At 32.2% G+C, this 18398-nt stretch carries 14 protein-coding genes; 2 read left to right on the forward strand and 12 right to left on the reverse strand.

Going from position 1 to position 18398, the window contains the following annotated elements:
- Nucleotides 1-25: 25 nt before the first annotated feature.
- Entirely contained in the window at nucleotides 26-1030 is a 1005-nt protein-coding gene (locus tag CUEA01_RS13110) for a LacI family DNA-binding transcriptional regulator (protein ID WP_234122060.1), read from the reverse strand.
- Between the two features lie 251 nt (nucleotides 1031-1281).
- Between CUEA01_RS13110 and pgmB the strand changes: the two genes are divergently transcribed.
- Nucleotides 1282-1929: a beta-phosphoglucomutase gene (gene pgmB, locus CUEA01_RS13115; RefSeq protein WP_234122061.1), complete on the forward strand. Its 648-nt coding sequence runs from the start codon at nucleotides 1282-1284 to the stop codon at nucleotides 1927-1929.
- A gap of 264 nt (nucleotides 1930-2193) precedes the next feature.
- Here the strand turns inward: pgmB and CUEA01_RS13120 are convergent, their stop codons facing one another.
- From CUEA01_RS13120 to CUEA01_RS13170, 11 genes are all read right to left on the reverse strand, one after another.
- Nucleotides 2194-4149 carry an amylo-alpha-1,6-glucosidase gene (locus CUEA01_RS13120; protein WP_234122062.1) on the reverse strand — a complete coding sequence of 652 codons (1956 nt, stop codon included), beginning with the start codon at nucleotides 4147-4149 and terminating at the stop codon, nucleotides 2194-2196.
- Between the two features lie 260 nt (nucleotides 4150-4409).
- A complete protein-coding gene (locus CUEA01_RS13125) occupies nucleotides 4410-5288 on the reverse strand; it encodes a sugar ABC transporter permease (RefSeq protein WP_234122063.1) in 879 nt (292 codons plus the stop codon).
- Nucleotides 5289-5292: 4 nt separating this feature from the next.
- Nucleotides 5293-6210 carry a carbohydrate ABC transporter permease gene (locus CUEA01_RS13130; protein WP_234122064.1) on the reverse strand — a complete coding sequence of 306 codons (918 nt, stop codon included), beginning with the start codon at nucleotides 6208-6210 and terminating at the stop codon, nucleotides 5293-5295.
- 69 nt (nucleotides 6211-6279) lie between these two features.
- Nucleotides 6280-7506: a sugar ABC transporter substrate-binding protein gene (locus CUEA01_RS13135; protein ID WP_234122065.1), complete on the reverse strand. Its 1227-nt coding sequence runs from the start codon at nucleotides 7504-7506 to the stop codon at nucleotides 6280-6282.
- A gap of 526 nt (nucleotides 7507-8032) precedes the next feature.
- The gene (locus tag CUEA01_RS13140; RefSeq protein ID WP_234122066.1) at nucleotides 8033-9823 is read right to left on the reverse strand and encodes a methyl-accepting chemotaxis protein; all 1791 of its coding nucleotides are present in this window, start codon (nucleotides 9821-9823) and stop codon (nucleotides 8033-8035) included.
- 522 nt (nucleotides 9824-10345) lie between these two features.
- On the reverse strand, nucleotides 10346-11044 hold the full coding sequence (locus tag CUEA01_RS13145) for a PH domain-containing protein (protein ID WP_234122067.1): 699 nt from the start codon (nucleotides 11042-11044) through the stop codon (nucleotides 10346-10348).
- A gap of 11 nt (nucleotides 11045-11055) precedes the next feature.
- Nucleotides 11056-11625 (reverse strand): sigma-70 family RNA polymerase sigma factor, encoded by a 570-nt coding sequence (locus tag CUEA01_RS13150; protein WP_234122068.1) that lies wholly within the window; start codon nucleotides 11623-11625, stop codon nucleotides 11056-11058.
- A gap of 360 nt (nucleotides 11626-11985) precedes the next feature.
- Nucleotides 11986-12951: a D-2-hydroxyacid dehydrogenase gene (locus CUEA01_RS13155; protein WP_234122069.1), complete on the reverse strand. Its 966-nt coding sequence runs from the start codon at nucleotides 12949-12951 to the stop codon at nucleotides 11986-11988.
- Nucleotides 12952-12964: 13 nt separating this feature from the next.
- Entirely contained in the window at nucleotides 12965-13876 is a 912-nt protein-coding gene (locus CUEA01_RS13160; RefSeq protein WP_234122070.1) for a sugar phosphate isomerase/epimerase family protein, read from the reverse strand.
- 244 nt (nucleotides 13877-14120) lie between these two features.
- Complete coding sequence (locus tag CUEA01_RS13165) at nucleotides 14121-15635, reverse strand: carboxylesterase/lipase family protein (protein ID WP_234122071.1); 1515 nt, start codon at nucleotides 15633-15635, stop codon at nucleotides 14121-14123.
- 54 nt (nucleotides 15636-15689) lie between these two features.
- Nucleotides 15690-16769 (reverse strand): alpha/beta hydrolase, encoded by a 1080-nt coding sequence (locus tag CUEA01_RS13170; protein ID WP_234122072.1) that lies wholly within the window; start codon nucleotides 16767-16769, stop codon nucleotides 15690-15692.
- 258 nt (nucleotides 16770-17027) lie between these two features.
- On the opposite strand from CUEA01_RS13170, the gene CUEA01_RS13175 reads away from it, so the two are divergent.
- Nucleotides 17028-18335, forward strand: coding sequence for an IS110 family RNA-guided transposase (locus tag CUEA01_RS13175; protein ID WP_234121630.1), 1308 nt, complete (start codon nucleotides 17028-17030; stop codon nucleotides 18333-18335).
- Nucleotides 18336-18398: the final 63 nt, after the last annotated feature.

Genomic DNA, 18398 nt, shown 5'->3' on the forward strand with positions numbered 1-18398 from the left:
TTTATGGAATCTTAGGATTGCTCGTTTACAATTTAATTGATTCTCTTTCTTGTAAAAAAGTATCTATTATATAGTGCTGAGCTGAATTTGAAGAATTCTTTAAGAAGTTTATTAAAAGCTCCGCTGAATGATACCCTAACTTATCTGCATTTATATCTACCGAAGCTAGCGGTGGATTTTGATATGCTGATAGAGGCGTATTATTAAATCCAACTACAGAAATTGATTCTTCTCCAATTTCTCTTAAGTACTTTAAAGCCCCAAAGGCAAGTAAATCATCAGTTGTAACAACAGCAGAAGGTTTTTGCCACTTTAATATTTTCTTCATAGCTTCATAACCTTCATTTTCATTGAAACTTTTCTGTTCTACTATAATATTTTCCTTAATATTTTCACCATGTGCAATTAACGCTCTCCTATAGCCATCTAATCTGTCCTTAGACATGTTTAATTTCTTATCTGCACCAATAAATGCTACAGAAGATGCCCCTCTTGTAATTAACTCATCTACTAAGTTATACATGGCTTTAAAATTATCATTATCAACCCACATGACACCTTCAGAATCTTCTGGTCTTCCTACTACAACAAAAGGATATTCAATATCTTTTAAAAATTTTATACATTTATCTTCTGCTCTTGATGTCAAAAGAATTATTCCATCAACTAGCTTACTTTGAGTATATTTATTAATAAACGATAATTCTTCATCTTCGCTGCTGCTAAATGCATACATTATATAATATCCTCTTTCATGAGCACAAAGACTTATACCTGTCATTGCTTGTATAAAAAATGGATTCTTAAACAAATCCTCTGCTTCATTAGGTATTATAAGTCCCAAAGTATTCGTTGAGTGACTAGCTAAGCTTCTAGCTATTGCATTAGGATGATAATCTAGCTTCTCTATTGCTTCAAATACTCTTTGTTTTGTTTCATCACTAATTTTAGCATTGTTAGTTAATACTCTTGATACGGTGGATGGCGACACTTTTGCAAGTTTTGCAACATCCTTTATAGTTACTGCCATACTTTCACCTCCTTAGTTTTAAAAATTATATTTATATTTAAATCGTATAAATAAAAAATCTATTCGCATTAAGCAATCGATTTCACCAATAATTAGTCTATATTATAATTTTTGTGTTGTCAATACCTTATTTTTTATTAATATTTTCAACTTTTCCATTGCTATAATTCAACTTTTTGCATATAATTATTATATATACATTAACTTCATGCAACCGTTTGTACATTTTGGCATGTTAGGAGGAGTTTACTATGACTCATATTAAAGGATGTATATTTGATCTTGATGGTGTAATTGTGGATACTGCAAAGTATCATTACTTAGCTTGGAAACGTCTTGCTTCGGAATTAGGTTTTAATTTTACAGAAAAGCAAAACGAAAAATTAAAAGGTGTAAGCAGGATGCGTTCTTTGGACATACTTCTTGAAGTAGGAAATAAAAACTTTGATGATGATACAAAACTTAAGTTGGCAGATAAAAAAAATAAATGGTATGTTGAATACATATCTAAAATGGATACTTCTGAAATTCTCCCTGGTGTAAAGGATTTTTTGATGTTACTAAAAAAAAGTAATATAAAAATTTCTTTAGGTTCAGCAAGCAAAAATTCCATGCTGATATTGGAGAACTTAAAACTAAAAGATTGTTTTGATTCAATCATTGACGGAAATAAAGTTTCAAAAGCAAAACCAGATCCAGAGGTATTTTTACTTGGAGCAAAAGAGCTAAACTTATCTCCAGAAGAATGTGTTGTTTTTGAAGACGCAGAAGCCGGTGTACAAGCTGCAAAAGCTGCCAATATGAAAGTAATAGGCATAGGCTCTTCTTCTATTCTACACGAAGCTGACAAGGTAATTAAGGGTTTTGAAAACCAAACACTGGAATTAATACAATTTTAAACATTACGAACCATTATTCAGAGTACAGATGACGGAGTACAGAGTACAGTGAAGGATGATTTTCTTCCGTTTCACTACGGAAAATCTTATAACTTATTTTTGATTGCTTACGCAATCGCATCATTAATGTTGTTCAGCGAAGCTGACAACATATAAGTTTAAGATTTACCTGACGTAAGGAAAGGTAAATGAACCTTCACTGTACTCTGTACTTTGTACTCTAATTTAATGGTTCCAATACTTTTAATTTGCATATTTAAATGTTTAGTGCGTTCCCCCTTTTACTTCCAAGTACTCTCTCAGTACTTCTGCAACACTCCATGCTTGTGCATAACATGCTTTAGGCTTATATGGAGCATCTCCATCAAACACCTCCGATATAGTTCCAATGCAGCAATCACTCAAGTGATCATAAAAAGGCTCAATAAGCTTATTACATAATTCATCATCCCTGCACCATTTTTTAACGGCTGAAATAAATGGTCCAATAAGCCATGCCCAAACAGTTCCTTGATGATAGGCTAAATCTCTTTCTAATAAATTTCCACTATATTTTCCTGTATACTGCTTATCATCTAGTGCTAAACTTCTTAATCCATAAGGTGTATATAATTTCTCTAAGGCAACTGAAATAAGCATTTTTGCCATATTCTCATCTACCATAGAATAAGGAAGACTTAAAGCAATTATTGCATTCGGTCGTATTTGATCATTACAAATATCCTCATCAATATAGTCATAAAAATAATTCTTCTTATCATTCCAAAATTTCTTTACAAAATTCTTCTTTATCTTATTTTTCAATTCATCATAAAATTCACAGTTTATATTAAACTTTTCACACAAGTCTTTATAAATACACACAGCATTATACCATAAGGCATTTATTTCAACTGCCTTTCCATGTCTTGGTGTTACTGCAAAGCCTTCTATTTTAACATCCATCCAGGTCAATTGTGTATCCTTATTTCCACCCTTTAGCAAACCATCCTTTCGATCCATGCCAATATTGTATTTAGTTCCTTTTATATGAGAATCCATTATTGTACTTAAGGTTTCAAAAATATTATTCTTTATAAATTCATAGTCATCTGTATACTTCAAATATTCGTACACTGCATTAAAATACCATAAAGATGCATCTATTGTATTATATATAGGTTCTACATCTGTATCTGGAAACATATTTGGTACTAACCCATCTTTCACATACTTAGAAAAAGTCAAAAGAAGTTCCTTTGCCTCCTTAAACCTACCTGTGCAAAGCGTAAGTCCCGGCAAAGCTATCATAGTATCCCTTCCCCAGTCTGTAAACCATGGGTATCCTGCAATAACTGTAGTCGTACCTGTAGATTTTCTTTTAACTAAAAACTGATCTGAGGCTAATGCCAGCATTTCACTGAATTCGTCTCTAAATTTGAGCTTACTTAAAATTAATTTTTGTCTCTCCAGCTCAGCTTCAAAATACTTTCTTCCATCCACTTCATCTATACTTTCAGTTGAAGCAATAATACTAAATTCACTAGTTTCATAAGGCTTTAAGCTCACTTCAAAATATCCTGGAATAAAATGATTATCAAAATCCGGAAGTCCCCTTCGATTTTCATTATCATAGTACATTCCCATATACCATTCTTCATCCCTTTTATAGCTCGCTTTATCTGATTTTAAATATAATTTTAAAGAATTTATATCAAAACTAATGACAGTTCCTCTATCATAAGTTTTTTGCTTACATCTAAAACACCCTAATTTTGTATTAGCATGGTGATCTCTATTATTTATTAAAGCCTGTATCTTCATTTTAAATGGCTTATTATTATTTCTTATGTTGTAATTTATAACGGTAGTATTTTCACCATATTTCATAGTAATTTTCTTGCTTATAAAAACTCCATCTACAACAAAGTTTTGCTTTGGAAAAGGTCTACTCTCAAAGCTAGTTTCGTATTTATACCCATCATCTTTAATTTGCTCCATGTTTTCATTAGAATAAATTACGTGCTCTTTTCCATCTAAAAATACAGTTTCATCAAGTTTAGATAAAAGCACTCTCCTATCTACAGGAGGATTTATAGCAGCTACAAGCAACGCATTATATTTCCTTATATTAGCCCCACAAATAGTGCTATTGCAATATCCACCAATGCCATTAGTAATTAAGTATTCTTTTGAAATAGCTGTTTGAAAATCCTTTAATTCATTTTTGCCAAATCGCACTAAAATCACCCCATTTATAAATCTATTAGCTTAAACTTAAACAATGCACAATTCACAGTTCACAATCCACAATGAATGATGATTTTTCTTCGCTAATGCTACGAAAAATCTTACAACTAATTAGTTTTGAGATTTTCTGTAACAACAGAAAATCATCCTTCATTGTGAATTGTGCATCGTGAATTGTGCATTGATTTTGATTCGCAATCCTTTTGTATTTAATTAATTTTCAATATATAAAATACCACTAATTAATAAGTTTAGCCTTTAACAGCACCAGCCACAAGTCCTTTTGCAATAAACTTTTGTGATAATGAGAATACTATCATAATTGGCAAAGATGCCATAACCGCTGCTGCTGAAAATTCTGTCCAGTTTGTTGAGAATTTATTGTTTACAAATTGCTGAAGACCAGTAGCAACAGTTTGTACAGAAGAATCCTTCATTAAGGCACTTGTTAAAATGAATTCACCATAAGTACCTATAAATGCAAATATAAATATTACTACTAACATTGATTTAGTTAATGGAAGCACTATTTTTATAAAAGTTTGGAAAGTTGAAGCTCCATCAACATATGCTGCCTCATCTAGCTCCTTTGGAATGCCATCCATAAAACCTTTTAAAAGCCATATATTATATGCACTTCCACCACACATTAAAATAACTAATGCTCCTAGGTGATCCATAAAACCTAATTTAAATGCCAAAGCCAAAATAGATGGTAATGCCATTACCTGTGGAAACATCTGTAAAATAAGTAAAGACATAAGCCCCTTTCTACGCCCCCAAAACTTTAATCTCGAGAAAGCGAAAGAAGCGGGAGCTGTAATAACCAATTGAATTAATGAAACTGATACGCATAAAAATAGTGAATTCTTAACCCAGATTAAGAAATCAGTTTGTTTTATAACATTAATATAGTTATCAAAAGTAATCTCTTTAGGAAATATTCTTCCTGCTTGTGAAAATGCTTGACCTTTAGCTAATGAAGCAGCAATTACTGCTACCAGTGGAAAAAGAATCATTACAATAATTACCCAAATAAAAATTCTTGAAAGCCATAGCTTTCTTAATTCAGAAGGTTTCAAACGTTTTGCTTTATACTCTATTATTTCTTTCTTATTTAATTCTACCATAATATTAATTAGCCTCCTTAAATTGGCCAGAAAGCCTCATTTGAACATATGAAATTGTACCAATTATAAAGAATATTAACACTCCTAAAGTAGCTCCTATGGCGAATTGATTATTATTTATAGCCAATTTATAAGTTACTGACACCAATATATCTGTGTAACCTGCAAATTGATTCAATGGGTTTTGAGGATTTCCGTTTGTAATCAAATATGCTGATCCGAAATTTGTAAAGTTAAATGCAAAAGAGGATATCAAAAGAGGATATGAAGTAGCTGCTAACGAAGGTAAAGTAATTTTTATAAATTGAGTAAATTTACTAGCACCATCAATTTCTGCTGCCTCATAATATACGTCTGGAATAGCTGAAATAGCCCCAATTGATACATTCATCATATAAGGGAATCCTAGCCATATATTAACAATTACTAACGCTATTCTCGCCATCCATTTATTAGCCAACCACATTATTGGCTGATGTATTATATGTAGCTTAATCAAAAACAAATTCAATGCACCATATTGTGTATTAAATAATCCCTGCCAAGACATAATAGCTATAGTTACTGGCAGTGCCCATGGTATAATTAATATTGCCTTGTATATAAAAGCTTCTTTCATGTTTTTATTAGCAAGTATCAATGCAAGTATAAGTCCTAATATAAAAGGACCCACAGTTGATAGTAATGCAAAAATAAAGTTCCAACCAAGAACTGGTATAAAACTATTCTTAAAAGGTCCTGATATTACACTTTTATAATTTTGAAGTCCTATAAGCTTATAGTTGTTAACAGTATTTAGCGAATAATTTGTAAATGACATATAAACACTATAAACAATAGGTAAAACCGTAAAAATAAAAATACTTATTAGTGCGGGAGCTAAAAAACCATAAGAACTACGCTGACTTTTTGAGTTATTCATTAAAACACCTCCACATGTTATTTTTTATAAAAACAGGGGAATTACCCCCTATTTTTATAATTTATAGCACTACTGTTGTGCTGCAATACCTTGTTTACATTGATCAACTATAGTTTTAGCTGCTGCTTGTGGAGTTAACTTACCTTGTGATAATAAAGGTAAATCATTTCCTGTTGCTGTAAATACAGCATCCATTGCTGGTATATTAGGCATTGGTTCAGCATTTTGCAATTGATCAATAAATGCTTGTGTATTTTTATCGTTTTTAATTTCATCCTTATCTAAATCTGCAGTTTTTACTGGTATTCTCTTACCTGCTTTATAAACAATATCATAAGCCTTATCATTTAATGCTTTTAATAAATCCCAAGCTTCAGTTTTATTTTTTGATTTACTATTTACAAAAGCCATCTGCACTCCCATAAATGATTTACCTGGCTGTCCATCAACTTGTGGAAGTTTTGCTATAGCATAATGTACTCCTGCTTGGTTACAAGCCGCAACATCCCATGCTCCTGATATATAAAAGGCAGTTTTTCCTGATGTAAATGCTCCTTTAGCATCATCACCTTTGATATCGCCCTTCATGAAATTATATTTCTTTACTAAATCTTGAATAAATTGATATCCTTTTATAGCACCTGCGTTGCCAAGTCCTATATCATCAGTCTTTAATGTACCATTATCATTCTTAAATATATATCCACCATTACTTAAAATCCATGCATATGAGAAATAGAAATTGTTTACATCATACTGTAAACCACCATCAGCTTTAGCATCAGCAATAAGTTCATCTGTTGTTGTTGGGGCTTGTTTAACTTTATCAGTATTATAGAAAAGTGCATATGTTTCCATAGCTATTGGAACACCATACTTTTTACCATTCCATGTTACACCATCTAAAACTGATTTAACTTTATAGTCACTATCATTAATAACTCCTGATGGAACCTCGTCCAAAAGTCCTTCTTTTTCATAAACTCCTGCATTGTTATGGGGATAACCAAAACCTATATCTGGTCCTTTAGAGCTTTGAGCTGCTTCTGTAAATGTTTTGAAATTTGAATCAGCATCTAATACAACTTTAACCTTATTACCAGTTTTCTTTCCCCACTCATCTGCAACCTTTTGAACTGCAGGCAATTCATCCTTAGTTAAATGAGTCCAAACAGTTAATGTTTTTCCTCCACTTTTTGAATCTGAGGCAGTTGAACTTGAACCACAACCAACTAAACTTGTACCTATAACTGCAGCAGTAAGAACTGTAGTAAGTAATTTTGCATATCTTTTCATTTTAATTCCCCCTTGAATTATATTTATATTTATATGTTTAAAATGTGCAACCGTTTGCAATACAACCTTATTATATATTCAATTTTTTAATTAGTCAATACCTTTGCCAATATTTTTTTGTGTTATGATAACGTTTTTTATGTAATAAATGTAAACTTTATTTGTTCATAGTTACAAATAAACTTTCATACACATACTAAAATTCAATTTTTTGCCTGCAACCGCTTTCTCAATCTTGTCAAAAAAACATATTATATTCAATATATATTAAGGTATTACATAATTAATTACAAATCATAATAATAAACCTGCCTAATAGTTAATAAAATAATATTAGGAAATGAAGATGCCTTAATTAAATAATCCTTATTTCTACAATAGCCCAATTTTCCGTAAACTACTGTATGCTGCGAAGTAAGTGTGTTGTAGGATAATTTAAATTAAAGGCTATGTTTTAAATAAGTGTGAAAATCAACACTTATTTAAAACATAGCCTTTTTATTTAATATCCTGCAATACACTTACTTCACACTAATTTAAAGCCCTCTGTAATTTGATTTAATTTTTTTGACATTTTCAGCAATTCATCTGTAGCTTTTTCTACTTCGTCCATAGTTGCAAGTTGTTCCTGCACGCTTGAATTTATATTTTCTGTACCACTAGCTATTTCACTTGATTCATCAGCTATACCTGTAACAACCTTTTCTATTTCTTTAGAGCTCCTTGCCTGTTTATCATTAGCCTCATTTATTTGCTCTATCTGATCTACTATGCTTTGTACATTTTCTATTATACTCTCTATAGCAGTTCCTACTTCAGATGCTCTAGAAACTCCATTAGTCACTTTTCTTTCAACTTCTCCTACTAAATTAACTGCAGTTGATGATTTTACTTGATTTTCTTTAACAAGTTCTGCTATCTGCGCCGCAGCATCATTACTTCCATCAGCTAGTTTTCTGATTTCTTCTGCTACAACGCTAAAGCCCTTACCTGCTTCACCAGCACGTGCTGCTTCTATTGCAGCGTTTAGCGCTAGCATATTTGTTTGCTCCGATATACCTGTTATTAGTTGTATAATTTCGCCTATTTTCTTAGAGGATTTATCAAGGTCATCTACCATACTTGATACTTCCCTTGAAGAAGAAGCTATTTCGTTTATTGAAGTTACAACTTGAGATATTTTTGCAGCACCTTCCTCTGCTGCTTCTTCTGCTTTTTTACTATTTAACGCAGTATTCCTAGTTGCCTCTAACGTTGCTTCTGAAAATTCTGCTGCTTCTGTAAGTGCCGCTGTGGTTTCCTCTACAGCAGCTGCTGAATCTGAAGTACTAGATGCTATTTGTGATATCGTTGCTGAGACACCATCTAGTGACTTCGCTGTCTCCAAAGTAGCTTTGTTCAAATTCCCGCTTAAATCCGTTATTGTCTTAGCTGATATAGATACTTCTTTAATTATTGCATGAAGCTTATCCATAAATAAGTCAAAGTTCTTACTCAATTCACCAACTTCATCTTTACTGTCATAACCTATTCTTTGAGTTAAGTCACCATCATTTTCTGAAATTTCTTTTAGCTTTGAAGTAACCTTTTTAACTGGTGCAACAATTTCTCTTGCTATAATTATAGACAAAATTAAACTTATAAATATGCTAAGCACTAAAATTAATATTATTTCCACAATGGTTCTCTTAAAGAGACTTTGGCTCTCATTATAAGTATTCGCTGCAGCTTTCACATGAACATTTACAAGTTTATCAAAATCTGAAATCAACTTTGTCTTAGTATTATCAAAATTAGTTACATCACTATTTCCTTTTTTTAGTGATTCACGAGGTTTTTCATTACCACCATTATTACTCGTACCTGTGCTACTACCTGTAAAACTGCTTTGTTCTTTTACTCTTGACTCTGCCGATTTTAGATATGTATCCTTTGCTGCTATAAATTTATTATAATCACTCAAAAGAGTTTTAAACTCTGAATTATTTTTATACTCAGGATTATTTTTATATTGAGCTATTTCTTTATTTAGTGTTTTTACACGAGCGGCTATATAACTTTCTATAGTCTTTATGGATGCACTATCTTGTGCATCCATTATAGCACTTCCCTCGGTTCTAATATATTCAATATCTGATTTTACATTTTCTAAACTTATAATTGGAACCATTCTCGAATTATTTAATTCTTTAATTTCAGAATTAACATTATAAACTTGCATTATCGAAGTAACACCAATTATGACCAAAAACAATAGAAAAGAAAACGATAGCAATCCAATTTTCTTTGTAAGTTTTAAATTTCTAAAAAATTTCATTAGCTTCACTCCCCATGTGTATAGATGTACAACTTGGAACATTGAAATTTTAAATTCCAAGTTTATCCTGACAAATTACAATTTGTCGAGGAGAAGCCAAAGTACAAAGTACAGAGTACAAAGTACAATGAAGGAGGATTTTTCTCCGCTATCGCTGCGAAAAAATCTGAAAACTTATTTTCTTTATTGCTGCGCAATCGCGCCATTGATGGCGCTCAGCGAAGCTGACACCATTTAAGTTTAAGATTTACCTGAGTAAAACGAAAGGTAAATCATCCTTCATTGTACTCTGTACTTTGTACTTTGTACTCTGCTCTAAAAATTGTAATTTATCAGGATGAATTTTGTATAAGCAATTTTAATATTTCAGGTTGTCTATCATCTATAAGTTATTTTTTGTATTATAAATATATCATGAACGAGCTAATGTAATCTCCGTAAAATTCACTTAAAATTGTGGCAAAATCAAGGCAATTTTCCCGCTTTAAAACCTTATTTTCTTTAAGATGTCTTATTTAAATTCTATTTCCTAAATATAAATTCTGGATGCTGTACAAGAATGCTTATTGAAATATAAAATCCCATTAAAACTATTGTAATCAATATTCCCCATAAAGCAGCTGCTATAGCCTTATCCTTAAATTTACTTCTTTCAATGTAAATTTTAACATTAGCTGCATTATTCATTACATATTTTATTAGATACATGTAATTATCACTATACAAATTAAATCTAACTTCTTTTTCATTAATGGGTTTTATAGATAGCACAACAACCTTATTTTCAAAAGGTATTTGTTTTGTTTCTATGGATTCAAGCTCATCAAATTTATAAGCTTTAACATTTAAAAATTGAAATGCATCATTTGCATGAATTATAAAAATTCTTTTATTGGTTAAAAGTATAACTCCTCTTGTTCCCCAATCATTCCAAACACCTGCTGTTATAGTTGTTGTTCCAACGCACCCAGTTAATATCTTTGCACCATTAACACCATAGGATTCAGCTGTAAATATATACTCAGATTTTTCTCCTTCATCAAATTCATTTTCTAATTTTGATAAACCTTCATCAAAATTCATTCTATAATAAACACAAGTTATTCTATCCTTCATTTTTTTAAGAATTTCTTCCTTAACTTTTGTAGCTTCATACTTTTCTATCTCTTCATCAGTAAATGAAATATCATTGTATGACATAAGAATATCTCTATATTCCATAATTATCGCCCCTATTCAAATTTAAAATTTATATTTTTTTCTTTTATAATCTTTTTTAATTTTCTTCGTCCTCTACTAAGCCTATTGTAAACAGATATTGTACTAATATTAAACTCTCTAGAAATATCCTTTACATCATCTCCTCTAAAATACCTTCTTATAAATATTTCCTTATCCTTTTCATCTAAATTATTTAATAAACTGAAAATTTCTCTTCTATTTTCACTATTTAGATATTGAGCTTCAACATCATCTAAGGCTTTAACAGTTGCACTTTCTACATCAATGTCATTGCCTGTCTTTTTAATTTTCCTTTTATAAGTTAATGCTTTATTTTTAGTAACAGCAATAAGCCACCACTTAAAATTTCCCTTTTCCTTTGAAAAACAGTCTATATTTTGCCATAAACACATTAATACATCATCAACACATTCATAAATGCTTTCATGTTCATAACTTTCCCTAAGAACAGACTGAACAACGTTATAAATTAAAGAACCATACTTATCTATTAATTTTGTTAAAGCATATTTATCTTTTTTTAATATTCCATCAACAATTTCTTCATCCTTAATCTCCATGCTTAATCACCTCCTGGTTTCACTTATATATACTTCAAGATGTGGCTTTTTTTGTCATATAAGTAATAAAAAAATAAAGACATAATATAAAATTATTGCGAACCAACTTAATCAATTCACAATGCACAGTCCACAATGCACAATGAAGGATGATTTGCCTTCCTTTCGTCAGCCAAATCTTAAATTTAAATATTATAAGCTTCGCTTAGCACCATAAATGGTGCTATTGCGAAAGCAATAAAAAAATTAAATTTAAGATTTTCTGTAGCAAAGCGGAAGAAAATCATCCTTCATTGTGAATTGTGCATCGTGAATTGTGAATTGATTTAGGTAGCAATATTTAAATATTAAGTCTTAAATTTATCCCCTATTTACAACATTAACCGCATTTCCATCAAGGTATTTCTTTAAATTATCTGCTGCAATACTCATAAGTCTTTCCCTTGCTTCTTTTGCAGCCCATGAAATATGAGGTGTTATAATACAATTTTTTGCAAATTTCAATGGATTATCCTTATGTATAGGCTCTCCAGACACAACATCAACAGCTGCTGCATATACTTTTCCACTTTCAAGTGCATCGGCAAGATCTTTTTCCACAATTAATCCACCTCTTGCAGTATTTATAATAATAACTCCATCCTTCATTTCTGAAATGCTAGCTTTGTTTATTACCCCTTTATTATTTTCAAAAAGTGGGCAATGAAGAGATATAACATCTGAATTTCTAAATACATCATCTAAATCTGCAAACCTCAAATTTTCATTTTCAAGTGCTTTATCTGGATGTGGTGTATTAATAAGAAGTTTCATACCTAAAGCTTCTGCAGCTTTACCCATAGCTTTTCCTATACTTCCATATCCAATTATGCCAATTGTTTTCCCTGCAAGCTCAATAATAGGCTTTTTCCAATAACAAAAATCTTCACTATTTTCCCACTCACCTTTTTTAACAGATTCATTGTGAAGCCCAACATTATCACATATTTCAAGTAAAAGTGCAATTGACATTTGAACAACAGACTCTGTTCCATACGCCGGAATATTTGTAACTACAATGCCTCTTTCCTTTGCCGCCTCCAAATCAACTACATTATATCCTGTAGCAAGAACTCCTATATATTTTAAATGTGGAAGTTTATTTATAATTTCTTTTGTCAAAATAGTTTTATTAGTAAAAAGTACTTCTGCCCCTTTTGATCTTTCAATTACCTTTTCAGTATTTTCTGTTCTGTCATATACTTTAAAATCTCCAAGTTCCTCTATTTCCTTCCAAGATAAATCCCCTGGATTTAATGCATATCCATCTAACACTACAATTTTCACCTAAAATACCTCCTTAAACTCTTGCCCATGCTTCATTTAATACTCTCTTTGCATTTTCTATTACCGTCTTTGTATCCTCATCTTTATAAGGTTTAACTTCAAAGCTCACTATTGGTGGATTTTCTTTATTTAAAAAACCTATGAACTTTAGTATTCTTAAATATTCTGTAAGTTCTTCAACATCACATTCACTATTAGGAAATCCAAAACCAGGGTGCTGATCACCATACCCCTCCATTGACGGGTCCTTAACTACACAATTTCCCATATGCGCATGAAGTATGTATTCTTGTACTGGCAATATGGATTCCTCTATTGTTTCGTGAAGCAGCGGTATATGACTTAAATCAACTATAAGCCCAAAGTTATCATATTTCTCTTTTATTGCTTCTGCAAACATTTTTGCAAGCTTTGCAGGGCCAATAAGAGACTTTTTATCTATATCATAATCAAATACTTCTAGAAGAACTTTTAAATCGCCTTTTGATTTTGCATACGCGCATAATTCTTCTGTAGATGCAATTAATGCTTCAAAAGCATCTCCTCTTCTTTCCAAAGGATATTTTCCACTTAAAAAAGCAAAGCCTTTTGCATTCATTTCATAGGCTTCGTCAATTCCCTCTTTAAGGGTTTTTACTGCTTCCAGCCTTTTTTCTTCATCCAAATCATTTATATTAAGTCCTGTTGTAAGTAATCTTGGCTGTGCACCATACGCTACTGCAAGCTTTGATTCCTCTAATATTTTCTTTGCATTTTCCCTTACATTTTTATCTTTTATCCAAGTAATTTCAACAGCATCGAAATAATCATCCTTAGCTATTTTTTTTAGAGTTTCTTCTATTGGACCTTCACCACTTCCGCATTCTGGATATGCCATAAAGTGTATTAATCCAACTTTCATATAATCGTGTATTGACTCATTCATTTGTAATACCCCCATTAAATTCTTTTAAGTTTATTATAGTTTATTTTAATATAGATAAGCAACTTCAAATGTAAAAAGCAAAAATGCCAAGTATATTCAATTAATCAATGCTCCTATATATCCATAAATAAAACCTCCTATATTCAACTTTTGAATACAGAAGGTTTTATTTTTCATCTTAAAATCCTCACAGATAACTTATTTCACCTATCATTAAAAAACTTTATTTTCTAAAATAATCATTTTATTTTTTCTTGAAATATTGCTTAACTAAAAACTTCATAAGCTCACTAGGCTGCTCTCTTAAAAACTCAGCTTTATCTCTAAATAACATTCCATAGGGTGCTTCTTTAGTATAGATTTCCCACTTAGGCATATCTTCACCCGTGGAATCTTTTCCATTAGGATTTCCAGAACGTATAAAGTTAGCCCAATAGTTACACATCTGACGAGCAAGATCATAATGCTTTCCCACGAACGGTCTCCAGCACTTAGAAAGAGTTTCAAAAAAGAACCAAAGGTCTACTGAGTGAAAAGTACCTGGATTATCCCAGCCTGGTATTTCTGCATCAAAATTATAATAATATAGCGGCTGCTTATTATCAGCATTTGCCTCTCCAACAATACGTGCCGCATATTCTACAAAGTTAACTGTAGCATTTTTTCGTATTTCCTCAAGGCTGCTAGTTTGAGCTTTACAAAGTGCAAGAAACTCATTGGCATCCTCCCAAAACATTTTAGATGCCATATCCTTAAACTCATCAAGATTCTTAACTTGTGGTTTATTAAAAAATTCAGAAGAAGTGTGCCCCAAAAGTACAGGTACCATTAAACGCTTGTTTTCAATGAAAAGTTCAAAGGCATCACCAACACAAAATGAATTATCAATAACTGTTCCCCAAAACTTATTATATTTTACTGCTTTATCTCGTATATATTTAGCATCAAGTCTGCGAGCTTCAGCAAGTGAAGAAACTCCAAGAAATTTAAAAAATTCTACCCCATCCTGCTCTGCATCAGCTAAATTATACTTACCTCTAGGTACTGGATTGCCAGGATAAAGCTCAGTAATCACGCCACTCTCTATAATTGCTTTCTGACAAAAATCTTCATTTTGAGGTGATGTAAGTTGGCTCAATACACTTCCGCCTCCAGCAGACTGCCCTCCTATAGTAATGTTATCAGGATCACCACCAAAAGCGGCAATATTACACTTAACCCATTGCGTCCCTGCCTGTTGATCAAGGTTTCCAAAATTTGCAGGAGCCTTTGGTGCTTCAGCGGTTATTTCAGGATGGCACAAAAAACCAAAAACATTTAGACGATAATTTACTGTTACGACAACTATGCCTCTTCGTGCAATACGCTCTCCATCAAACTCCATCTCAGCTGTACTTCCACATTGAAGCCCACCACCAAAATACCATACATATACAGGCAGCTTCTCATTAGGACTACAAGCTGGTGTCCATACGTTTAAATATAAACAATCCTCATCCATAGGTAGCTCTGGATCAACTGACCATTCCCTTGTATATATATTATTTACATCTATAACTGTAGGCGCTTGCATAGATGTTGGTGCAAATTCAAAGGCTTTTAAAACCCCTTTCCAGTCCTTTGCAGGCTGCGGTGCACGCCAACGATTTTCTCCTACAGGTGGTGCAGCAAATGGAATACCCTTGAAGCTTGTTATACGTGGATCTGCTGCTGGCAGCCCCTGAATTAAACCATTTTTAATTTTCACTGTTCTTAACATGATAAAACTTCCTTCCCTTTACGAGCCTTAAGGTCTAATTTTAACATTTTAAACTTAGGAATTAATTATACTTTTAACAACATACTGCTTTACACGTCCTTCACTGTTTTTAAACGCCAAACGAATAAAATTATATGCACCGTTGTTCCACACATGTGAATCATGAACACCGTCTTTTATAATTACTTCACAATAGTTTTCTAAATTATTGCCTGCTGCTTCCTTTAGACCATCAATTGCTTTTGCATAACCCATTTCACCTGCTACGCCATCTTTATCCCCGCAAGTAAGATAAAGTAAATTAATTCTGTAACCACGTGTTGCTAAACTACTACCTAATACTTTACCATCGCTAGATGTAGGTGCATTTGAAAAAGCGCCTACATAGGTAAATAAATCTTCCATTCCTAATGCTGAGACAGTAACATTAAGACCGTTTTTAAAACCATCCTTTTCTCCAGTATGTTCTACAGAATCACACCTGTAACCGCCAATGCCTAGATTTAAAGCTTGCATTCCTCCCATAGATAGACCTGCAAAAGCCCTATGCATTCTGCTATATGCAATTTCTTCAGATGAAGTACCTTTTATATCTGCATATGTGTTGTAGTGTGCTTCAATAAATGGAATCAAATCATATCTTAGTTCATAATCAAAATAATAGAACCCAAGAAGATTAGTACCTACTGCATTAAATGAAGAATCATCCCAATCATGTGCACTTCTACCCTCGGGAAATATAACTATTAATGGATCTATATCGCCATTTGCAATAAGATTGTCAAGTATATTGCATATAACAAAATTATCATCAACCTTACCATAACCATATAACCATTCATAACGATTTCCACCTACTCCATGGAGTAAATACATTACATTATATTTGGTATTCTTATCAGCTTCATTGTAACCTGCTGGCAAATATACGTTACATATCTTTGTTATAGCATCTCCAGTTACAGTTTCTCTTCCAACCTCTTTAGAGTCAATATTCTGGTTTGTCACAAACTGTCTATAAGCATTAATATAGTTTCTCATACTATAAGAAGCCTCAGTTAAAGTACCCTGCTGCTCCTTTTTAGTTGCCCTTTTATATTGTTCAGGTACAGCCGTTATATCAATATTTTTCATAATTTATCTCATTCCTTTCGCTTCGCTCAAGGCACAAACAAGTTATGAAAAACTGTTGCACCTATCCTCCATTTGGTATAATATTTTTTATGGAATAGCAATATACTACAGAGCACGGGAGGAGAAGTGGCGAATTTATTTCGACCCCGTATAATTATATGTGCCGTCATCCTTTCAAGCACAAACAAGTGGGACATTGAGCCCGGACTCTTATCATTGGTAATAAACCATGTTTATTTAGTCGTAGGATGACAGTCAATGTTGCTATTTCCTTTTTATTTAGGTGGTGATGTTATTATGAGGCTTATTTACCCCATATGCTGTGGACTTGATGTCCACAAAAATGTTATCGTTGCAACTATTGTCTCTACTGATAAAAATAGAATATCTGAGTACAAACAAAAATCCTTTACTACCATCAACTCTGATATTCAGAAGTTTCACAACTGGCTAATTCAAAATAACTGCAAACATGTCTGTATGGAATCCACTGGTAAGTATTGGATTCCTATTTTTAATTATCTTGAAGCTGACATTGATGTGTGTTTAACACATCCCAAATATGTCAAAGCAATCAAGGGTAAAAAAACAGACAAAAAAGATTCCAAGTGGATTGCTGACCTTTATAAATTTGATTTAGTCAGATGTTCTTTTATTCCACCAAAAGATTTTCGTCAATTGCGTGAGCTGGCTCGCTATCGCTTTAAACTTGTTTGTATGAAATCTTCTGAAAAGAACCGAATTCAAAACTGTATGACTGTCTCAAATATTGGAATTGCAAGTATCTTGTCTGATCCTTTTGGTAGAACAGCAACAGAAATTATGACCTATTTGCTTGTAAACACTTCTGATACTATTGAAGATAAAGCAATTCGCAAACTTATTAAAAAAGGTGCTAATGCAAAATCTGACGAAATTATTAATGCTATCAAAGGGTACAATATAGAAACTGATCAAGCTAAAAAATTAAAACTTGCCAGATCTCATCTTGAATATCTTAATAATATGATTTCTCAAACTGAGATAGAGCTTTACGTACGCATTAAACCTTACTATGAATTTGTAAAATTCATTTCTTCTCTGCCTGGTATTACTGAACTTAGTGCCACAATAATCCTTGCAGAAACTGGTGTTAATATGGCTATCTTTGATGATGCTAAACACCTTTGTTCCTGGTGTGGGCTTTCCCCAGCTAACAATGAATCTGCTGGCAAGAAAAAATCTGTACGCATTGCAAAAGCAGGTGTCTACTTAAAACCTATGATGGTACAGTGTGCTCTTGCTGCAATTAAAAGTAAAAAGCAACCTTACTTTGCAATAAAATATGGACGCATTAAAAAACGTCGTGGACACAAAAAAGCTATTATCGCAATTGCCAGAATGATGATGGTATGCATCTACCACATGATTTCTGAAAAACAATCTTTTACTCCAACTGATTATACGGAATTGATGGATCCGCATTTTAATCAGCAAAAAGTAACTCTAAATGATACAAATGTTTTTGCTTACCTTGAATCTAAAGGATATGACACTTCCTTATTAGTTAAATGCAACGATAACTAATACTAATTTCTTAATACTGTAAAAAACAGGTTTTTAGGAACCTTTAGTTAAAGTCGCCTCAAA

This window comes from Clostridium hydrogenum (assembly GCF_021432385.1).
Taxonomy (GTDB): domain Bacteria; phylum Bacillota; class Clostridia; order Clostridiales; family Clostridiaceae; genus Clostridium_S; species Clostridium_S hydrogenum.